The organism is Streptomyces purpurogeneiscleroticus (assembly GCF_020024005.1).
GTDB lineage: Bacteria > Actinomycetota > Actinomycetes > Streptomycetales > Streptomycetaceae > Streptomyces > Streptomyces purpurogeneiscleroticus.
Genome location: NZ_NHSG01000059.1, coordinates 1 through 7,166 on the forward strand (window position 1 = coordinate 1; position 7,166 = coordinate 7,166).

The following is a 7,166-nucleotide window of genomic DNA, read 5'->3' on the forward strand; positions in this document are numbered from 1 at the left end:
CCCGGGGCGGGAGCGGGCGCGAGCCGCGGATCGGGCGCGGGAGCCGGATCGGGCGCGGGCGCGGGCGCCTGGTCGGGCGCGGGCGCCGAACCGGGCGCGAGGCCCGGCGAAGGCGCGGGCGCCGAAGGAGACCCCGAAGCAGGCCCCGAATCCGGCCCAGACGCCCGAGCAGGAGCCGGTGCAGGCTCCGGAGCGGACACTGCCGCGGGCGCGGGCGTATGCGCGGGAGCCGGTACCGCCACAGCCCCAGGAGCCGACCCAGGAACCGCCCCAGGAGCCGGTCCAGCAGCCGCCCCAGCGACCGGCCCAACAGCCGGAATCGGCCCCGGACTCGACACCGGCGCCTGCCCCCACGCCCCCGTGCGCTCCGGCGCCAGCCACAGCGTCACTCCACCGTCCAGCCCCGCCTCACGCAGCGCCCCGTCGTGCAACTCCTCCGTGCTGGGCCGTACCGCCGCCGTCCCGGTCTCCGCCACCGCCCGCAACACCCGTGTCAGGGCGTGCGTGTACGCCGGCGCGAGCCGTTGCCGCTTGTCGCTCCGCTGGACCGTGCCGTACAGCAGGAACGGTCCGCCCAGCGACAGCTTCCCGCTGCCCAGGTCGTGCCAGATCTCCGGCGCCGCAGCCAGATCGGCCAGCACCGTCGTGCTGCCCGGCGGCCGGTGCTGCAACTCCGCGGCGAGCCAGTGCCACGGCAGCGCGGTGTACCGGACCGTGCGGGGCACGGTCCGGGCCAGCGCCAAGTGCGGCTTGCCCTGCCGCGCGTCGACCTGGAGGTGCCCCGCGACGTAGATCAGCAGCGGCCCGTCGACGGCGGCCGCGGTACGGATGTGGGTCAGCACCGTATTCGGGTCGTCCGGGTTCGCCAGCTGCACGGCGCTGGCGTACGGAGCGCCCACGAGCCGCGCCGGCGGGACGGCCGCCAGCTGCGGCAGCGCGGCGGTCGCCGGCAGCGGCCGGCGGACCGGCGGATCAGCGGCAATCAGCAGTGCGTAGCCAGGTGCGGTCGGTGCGGTGCTGGTTGCCATAACGAGCACGGTAACCGGAGCCCCTCCTGGTACGCATGGGATAGCGGCGCAAAGGTTCGAAAACCGGTAGCAAGTGACGCCGGTACGGCCCGACTCACCCGGCTCAGTGGCCGCGCGCGATCCATTCCTCCAAGTGCGGCGCCTCGTCCCCGATGGTCGTCGGGTCGCCGTGCCCGGTGAGTACCTTCGTCTGCGGCGGCAGGTTCAGCAGCCGCTTCCGGATCGACTCGACGATGGTCGGGAAGTCCGAGAACGACCGCCCGGTCGCGCCGGGCCCGCCCTTGAAGAGGGTGTCCCCGCTGAAGACGACCCCGAGGTCGGGCGCGTGGAAGCAGACCGCGCCGGGCGCGTGCCCCGGCGTGTGCAGCACGGTCAGATCCGTACCGGCAATGGTCAGCACCTGCCCGTCCGTCAGCTCCCGGTCCGGAGGGCTCCCCGGGTAGGTCAGCTTCCACAGCGGCAGGTCGTCGGGGTGGAGATGGATCATGGCGCCGGTACGGGACGCCAGCGCGGGCGCCGCGTCGATGTGGTCGTCGTGCGCGTGCGTACAGAGCACGGCACGCAGCCGTCGCTCGCCGAGCGCCGCGAGGATGGCATCGGCGTCGTGCGCGGCGTCGATGACCACCGCTTCCTCGTCGTCGCCGACGATCCACACGTTGTTGTCCACCTCCCACGTCCCGCCGTCGAGGGAGAACGTCCCGGAGGTGACCAGGTGCTCGATGCGTGCCGCCATCACAGCACCACCACCGAACGCAGCACATTGCCCTCATGCATCCGCGCGAACGCCTTCTCCACGTCCCCGAGCCCGATCGTCTCCGTCACGAACGCCCCCAGATCCAGCCGCCCCTGCTGATGCAGATCGACCAGCATCGGGAAGTCACGGGACGGCAGACAGTCCCCGTACCAGGACGACTTGAGCGCCCCGCCCCGCCCGAAGACATCCAGCAGCGGCAGCTCCAGCGTCATCTCCGGCGTCGGCACGCCCACCAGGACCACTGTCCCGGCCAGGTCACGGGCGTAGAACGCCTGCTTGTACGTCTCCGGACGGCCCACCGCCTCGATGACGACATCCGCGCCGAACCCACCGGTCAGCTCGCGGATCGCCTCGACCGGATCGGCGGCCTTGGAATTCACCGAGTGCGTGGCGCCGATGGACAATGCCTTTTCGAGTTTCCGGTCGTCGATGTCCACCGCGATGATTTTCGCGGCACCGGCGAGCCGGGCCCCCGCGATCGCCGCGTCACCGACACCACCACAGCCGATCACCGCAACCGAGTCACCCCGCCCGACATTGCCGGTATTGATCGCCGCACCGATACCCGCCATCACACCGCAGCCCAGCAGCCCCGCCACCGCAGGCGAGACGCCCGGGTCGACCTTGGTGCACTGCCCCGCCGCCACCAGCGTCTTCTCCGCGAACGCGCCAATGCCGAGGGCGGGCGACAGCTCGGTGCCATCCGTCAGCGTCATCTTCTGCTTGGCGTTGTGCGTATCGAAGCAGTACTGCGGACGCCCCCGCAGACACGCCCGACACTGCCCACACACCGCACGCCAATTCAGAATGACGAAATCGCCGGGCTCGACATCCGTAACACCGTCGCCCACCGATTCCACAACACCAGCGGCCTCGTGCCCCAGCAGGAACGGAAAATCATCGTTGATCCCGCCCTGCTTGTAATGCAGGTCCGTATGGCACACCCCGCACGCCTGGACCTGGACCACGGCCTCACCGGGGCCCGGGTCCGGCACGACGATCGTCTCGACGCGCACCGGCCGGCCCTTGCCGGGTGCGATGACTCCGCGTACTTGCTGTGCCATGACGGCAGCCCCTCTCGATGATCACGCACGGGACGGACCCATACCGTACGCGTTCCCCGCATTCCCGCCCAGAGGGCGACACCGGCGCCGGGCGGTGCTTGCCGCTGCGGTCGGGGATCACCAGCGCGGCACGGCCGGCGTCGTCCACTCCGGATCGGCGATCCGCATCGCCGCCGCGTCGTCCCGGTCGCGCTGGCTGCCGTCGTCGTCCAGCCAGCGCCGGTGCAGCGCGGCGAGGCGGTCGCGGTCGAGCTCGACGCCGAGGCCCGGGGTGTCGGTGACCGCGACGGCGCCGCCGTCGAAGGTGAGCCGCTCGGTGAGGACGTCCTCGGTCTGCCAGGGGTAGTGCGTGTCGCAGGCGTACCTCAGGTCCGGGACGGTGGCCGCGACCTGCGTCATCGCGGCGAGGCTGATGCCGAGGTGGGTGTTGGAGTGCATGGAGACGCCGACGCCGAACGTGCGGCAGATCGCGGCCAGTTCGCGGGTGTTGCGCAGGCCGCCCCAGTAGTGGTGGTCGGAGAGGACGACCTGGACGGCGCCGCGGGTGAACGCCTCGGCGATCTCGTCGAAGGTCGTCACGCACATGTTGGTGGCGAGCGGAATCTCCGTACGGGCCGCCACCCGGGCCATCCGGTCCGTGCCGCTCGCCGGGTCCTCCAGGTACTCCAGTACGTCCTTGAGTTCGTCGGCGACCTGCAGCGAGGTCTCCACCGACCAGGCGCCGTTGGGGTCCAGGCGGAGCGGCTGTCCGGGGAACTCCTTGGCCAGCGCGCGGACCGCGGCGATCTCCGCGGCCGGCTCGTGGACGCCGCCCTTGAGCTTGAACGAGCGGAAGCCGTAGGTGTCGGCGAGGCGGCGGGCCTGCGCGACCACGCCCGCCGGGTCGGTGGCCGCCGCCCAGTCGTCGGGCTCGCCGCGGCCGCCCGGGTGCTCGGCCCAGCGGTAGAAGAGGTACCCGCTGTAGTCCACCCGGTCGCGGACCTTGCCGCCGAGCAGGGCGTGCACGGGGAGTCCGGCGGCCCGGCCCCAGGCGTCCAGGCAGGCGACCTCGAAGCCGGAGAGGACGGAGAGGCGCAGCTTGTCGGCGGTCTGGACGCCGCGCAGCCCGCCGACGTCGACCGCGCCCGCGGCGGTGGCGTCCGGCGAGTCGCCGCAGACCTCGGCGGCCACCAGGGGAAGCGCGTTCAGGTCCGTGACCGAGCGGCCGATGAGCGCACCGGCCAACGGCCGGGCGAGGTCGAGGTACTTGGTGTCGCCGTAGGTCTCGCCGAGGCCGGTCGCGCCGCCCTCGGTGACCACCTCGACGATCAGCCGGGGGGTGTAGGGCTGGTGCACTCCCTGGGTGTTCAGCAGCGGCGGGTCGGCGACCAGGATCGGGGTGAGCCGGACTTCGGCGATCGTGAGTGCCGTGCGGGTCATCGGGTGGCTCCTACCAGGTCGAGACCGCGCTCCAGGAGGGCCGCGAGGTCGGTGAGGTCGGCGGGGGACGGGTCGGTGAGCGGGGCGCGGACGGGGCCGACGGGCAGCCCGCGCAGCCGGGCCGCCGCCTTGACCAGCGACACCGCGTATCCGGGCACCCGGTCGCGCAGCTCCACGAAGGGGACGTAGAAGCCGGTCAGCAGCTTGTCGACGGTGGTGTCGTCGTGCGCGCCGAGCGCCGTGAAGAAGGCGCCGGCGATCTCGGGCGCGAAGGCGTGCACGGCGGAGGAGTACGCGGTGATGCCCAGGCTCGCGTAGGCGCGGGCCTGCAGTTCGGCGGTGGCGGCGCCGTTGAAGAACAGGAAGCCGTCGGGCGCGGCGAGCTTGCCGCGCTGCAGCCGGTCCAGGTCGCTGTGGCCGTCCTTGAGGCCGATGACGCCGGGGATCGCCGCGATCCGGCGGACGCTGTCGGCGGTGAAGGTGACGTGGTCGCGCTGGTAGGCGATCAGCGGCAGGCGGGTGCGGGCCGCGACCTCGCGCACCTGGGCGACCAGGCCGTCCTGCGGGGCCCTGACGAGGTAGTGCGGCATCAGCAGGGCCGCGTCGGCCCCGGCGTCCTCGGCGATCCGGGCGAACCGCGCGGCCTGCGCCCAGCCGTAGCCCACGCCGGCGACGACCGGCAGCCGCCCGTCGGCCGCCTCGACGGCGGCCCCGATCACCCGGCCGTACTCGTCCTCGTCCAGCGAGAAGAACTCGCCCGTGCCGCAGGCCGGGAAGAGCGCGCCGGGCCCGGCGGCGATCCGGCTCGCGAGGTAGTCGCGGTACGCGGGCAGGTCCAGCGCGCCGTCGTCGGCGAAGGAGGTGAGGGGGAAGGACAGCACGCCGCGCGCCATGCCCGCGCGCAGCCGTTCGATGACCGTCATGGGCATGTCTCCATATGTAGATGGCGTCCACGAATGAGAATGGAGGCTAGAGACAGGCATATCGGCCGTCAAGAGCGCAGACAGCCCGTACGGGTACCGGGAGTGACTCCGTACGGACGCTCACCGTCACTCCACGTGCCCGGAAATGCTTTGCCAACGATTTAATCTCCGCGCGTAGATACGCAGAAGCAACGCCTGCTAGATCTACCGGGGTCCCTCTTTTCCGTCCCTACTCCGCAGGAGAACCACATGCGTTTCCGTGCGCGCCTGGGCGCCGTCGCCGCCGCGGCCGCCGTCGCCGCCACCACCGCGTTCGGTGTCGGCCAGGCCACCGCCGAACACTCCGTCCCGCGCTCGGACAAGGAGATACCGAACCTCACCCAGGTCCAGGACAAGATCAAGGCGTACTACGGCGACACCGTCACCGCCGACGGCGAGCACTACGCCTCGCCGAAGAGCAACTACGCCCGCCAGGTGCACGGCATCGAGGCGAAGGCGCAGCGGTACCTGGACAGCGCCGTGCGGCACCACGACGGCTCCCGCAAGCCCGCCATCGTCCTCGACATGGACGACACCACCCTGCTCACCTACAACTTCGAGCTGCAGATCGGCTTCGCCTTCGACGAGAAGGCCCAGGACGCCTACCTGAAGAGCCACGACATGGAGCCGGTCTTCGGGATGGACGCGCTGGTGAACCACGCCCGCGCGAAGGGCTACGAGGTCTTCTTCGTGACCGGCCGGAAGGAAGCCCAGCGCGACTGGAGCGTCCGCAACCTGAAGAACGTCGGCTACGACGTCCCGCTCGACCGCGGGCACGTCTACCTCAAGAACAAGGAAAACCCGCCGTCGTACCTGCCTTGCGGCGCCGGCTGCTCGACCGTCGAGTACAAGTCGGGCACCCGCAAGCACATCGAGTCCCAGGGGTACAACATCGTCGCCAACTTCGGCGACCAGCACTCCGACCTGCGGGGCGGCTACGCGGACCGCACCTTCAAGCTGCCGAACCCGATGTACTACCTGCCGTAACGGGCATCCCGAAGGTGCTCAGCGCCGCTTCGGCAGCGGTACCCGCAACAGGTCACGCGCCACCGTCAGTTCGCCGTCGTAGCCCGATTCCCGGGCCTCCCGCTCGAACTCCGACGGGTCGCTGTACCGCTGCGAGAAGTGCGTGAGCACCAGATGCCGGACACCGGCATTGCGCGCGACCATGGCCGCCTGGCCCGCCGTCAGGTGGCCGTGCTCGGCGGCCAGCTGCCGGTCGCCGTCGAGGAACGTGGACTCGATGACGAGCATGTCGCAGCCCGCCGCGAGCTCGTGCGCGCCGGCGCACAGCCGGGTGTCCATCACGAACGCGAACGACTGGCCCGGCCGTACTTCGCTGACCTCCTCCAGGGTGACCGTCCGGCCGTCCGGCCGCGTGATCGCACCCTCCCGGCTCAGCCGGCCCACCTCGGGGCCGGAAATGCCGTGTTCAGCCAGCCGCTCGGGCAGCATCCGCCGCCCGTCCGGCTCCTGGAGGCGGTAGCCGTAGGACTCGACGGGGTGCGAGAGCCGGCGCGCGGTGAGCGTGTACGCGGGCGTCGTGGCGAGAGTGCCGCCGTCGCCGGTGACCGGCTCCTGGCCCAGCCGCACGGTCTCCCGGTACGCCGTCGAATAGCGCAGCCGCTCGAAGAAGTGCGCCCCGCTCGCGGGGTAGTGGGCGGTGACGGGATGCGGCACCCGGTCGAGGTTGATCCGCTGGATCACCCCGGCCAGGCCCAGGCTGTGATCGCCGTGGAAGTGTGTGACACACAGCCGGTTGATGTCGTGCGCGGCCACCCCGGCGCGCAGTATCTGCCGCTGCGTTCCCTCACCGGGGTCGAAGAGCAGCCCCTCACCGTCCCAGCGCAGCAGGTAGCCGTTGTGGTTGCGGTGCCGGGTGGGCACCTGGCTGGCGGTACCGAGGACGACCAGTTCACGTACGGACAAGGCGCTGTTC

7 protein-coding genes are annotated in these 7,166 nt (G+C 71.5%); 1 reads left to right on the plus strand and 6 read right to left on the minus strand.

Features of this window, described 5'->3' with window-relative positions:
* From CCS38_RS01735 to CCS38_RS01755, 5 genes are all read right to left on the minus strand, one after another.
* The coding region (locus tag CCS38_RS01735) for a hypothetical protein (protein ID WP_223731396.1) at positions 1 to 1,028 on the minus strand (1,028 nt) is incomplete at its 3' end.
* A gap of 103 nt (positions 1,029 to 1,131) precedes the next feature.
* Entirely contained in the window at positions 1,132 to 1,761 is a 630-nt protein-coding gene (locus CCS38_RS01740; protein ID WP_223731397.1) for an MBL fold metallo-hydrolase, read from the minus strand.
* The gene (locus CCS38_RS01745) at positions 1,761 to 2,846 is read right to left on the minus strand and encodes an S-(hydroxymethyl)mycothiol dehydrogenase (protein ID WP_223731398.1); all 1,086 of its coding nucleotides are present in this window, start codon (positions 2,844 to 2,846) and stop codon (positions 1,761 to 1,763) included. The genes CCS38_RS01740 and CCS38_RS01745 overlap by 1 nt, the downstream gene beginning before the upstream one ends.
* Positions 2,847 to 2,963: 117 nt before the next feature.
* Positions 2,964 to 4,265: a glucarate dehydratase family protein gene (locus CCS38_RS01750; protein WP_223731399.1), complete on the minus strand. Its 1,302-nt coding sequence runs from the start codon at positions 4,263 to 4,265 to the stop codon at positions 2,964 to 2,966.
* The gene (locus CCS38_RS01755; RefSeq protein WP_372456962.1) at positions 4,262 to 5,194 is read right to left on the minus strand and encodes a 5-dehydro-4-deoxyglucarate dehydratase; all 933 of its coding nucleotides are present in this window, start codon (positions 5,192 to 5,194) and stop codon (positions 4,262 to 4,264) included. The genes CCS38_RS01750 and CCS38_RS01755 overlap by 4 nt, the downstream gene beginning before the upstream one ends.
* A 243-nt stretch (positions 5,195 to 5,437) precedes the next feature.
* Between CCS38_RS01755 and CCS38_RS01760 the strand changes: the two genes are divergently transcribed.
* Positions 5,438 to 6,214: an HAD family acid phosphatase gene (locus CCS38_RS01760; RefSeq protein ID WP_223731401.1), complete on the plus strand. Its 777-nt coding sequence runs from the start codon at positions 5,438 to 5,440 to the stop codon at positions 6,212 to 6,214.
* A gap of 18 nt (positions 6,215 to 6,232) precedes the next feature.
* Here the strand turns inward: CCS38_RS01760 and CCS38_RS01765 are convergent, their stop codons facing one another.
* On the minus strand, positions 6,233 to 7,156 hold the full coding sequence (locus CCS38_RS01765) for a ribonuclease Z (protein ID WP_223731402.1): 924 nt from the start codon (positions 7,154 to 7,156) through the stop codon (positions 6,233 to 6,235).
* Positions 7,157 to 7,166 lie beyond the last annotated feature (10 nt).

Bases quoted from the DNA above. Each gene is read 5' to 3' on its own strand.
- CCS38_RS01740 (WP_223731397.1), bottom strand. From the start codon at position 1,761: ATGGCGGCACGCATCGAGCACCTGGTCACCTCCGGGACGTTCTCCCTC.
- CCS38_RS01745 (WP_223731398.1), bottom strand. From the start codon at position 2,846: ATGGCACAGCAAGTACGCGGAGTCATCGCACCCGGCAAGGGCCGGCCG.
- CCS38_RS01750 (WP_223731399.1), bottom strand. From the start codon at position 4,265: ATGACCCGCACGGCACTCACGATCGCCGAAGTCCGGCTCACCCCGATC.
- CCS38_RS01755 (WP_372456962.1), bottom strand. From the start codon at position 5,194: ATGCCCATGACGGTCATCGAACGGCTGCGCGCGGGCATGGCGCGCGGC.
- CCS38_RS01760 (WP_223731401.1), top strand. From the start codon at position 5,438: ATGCGTTTCCGTGCGCGCCTGGGCGCCGTCGCCGCCGCGGCCGCCGTC.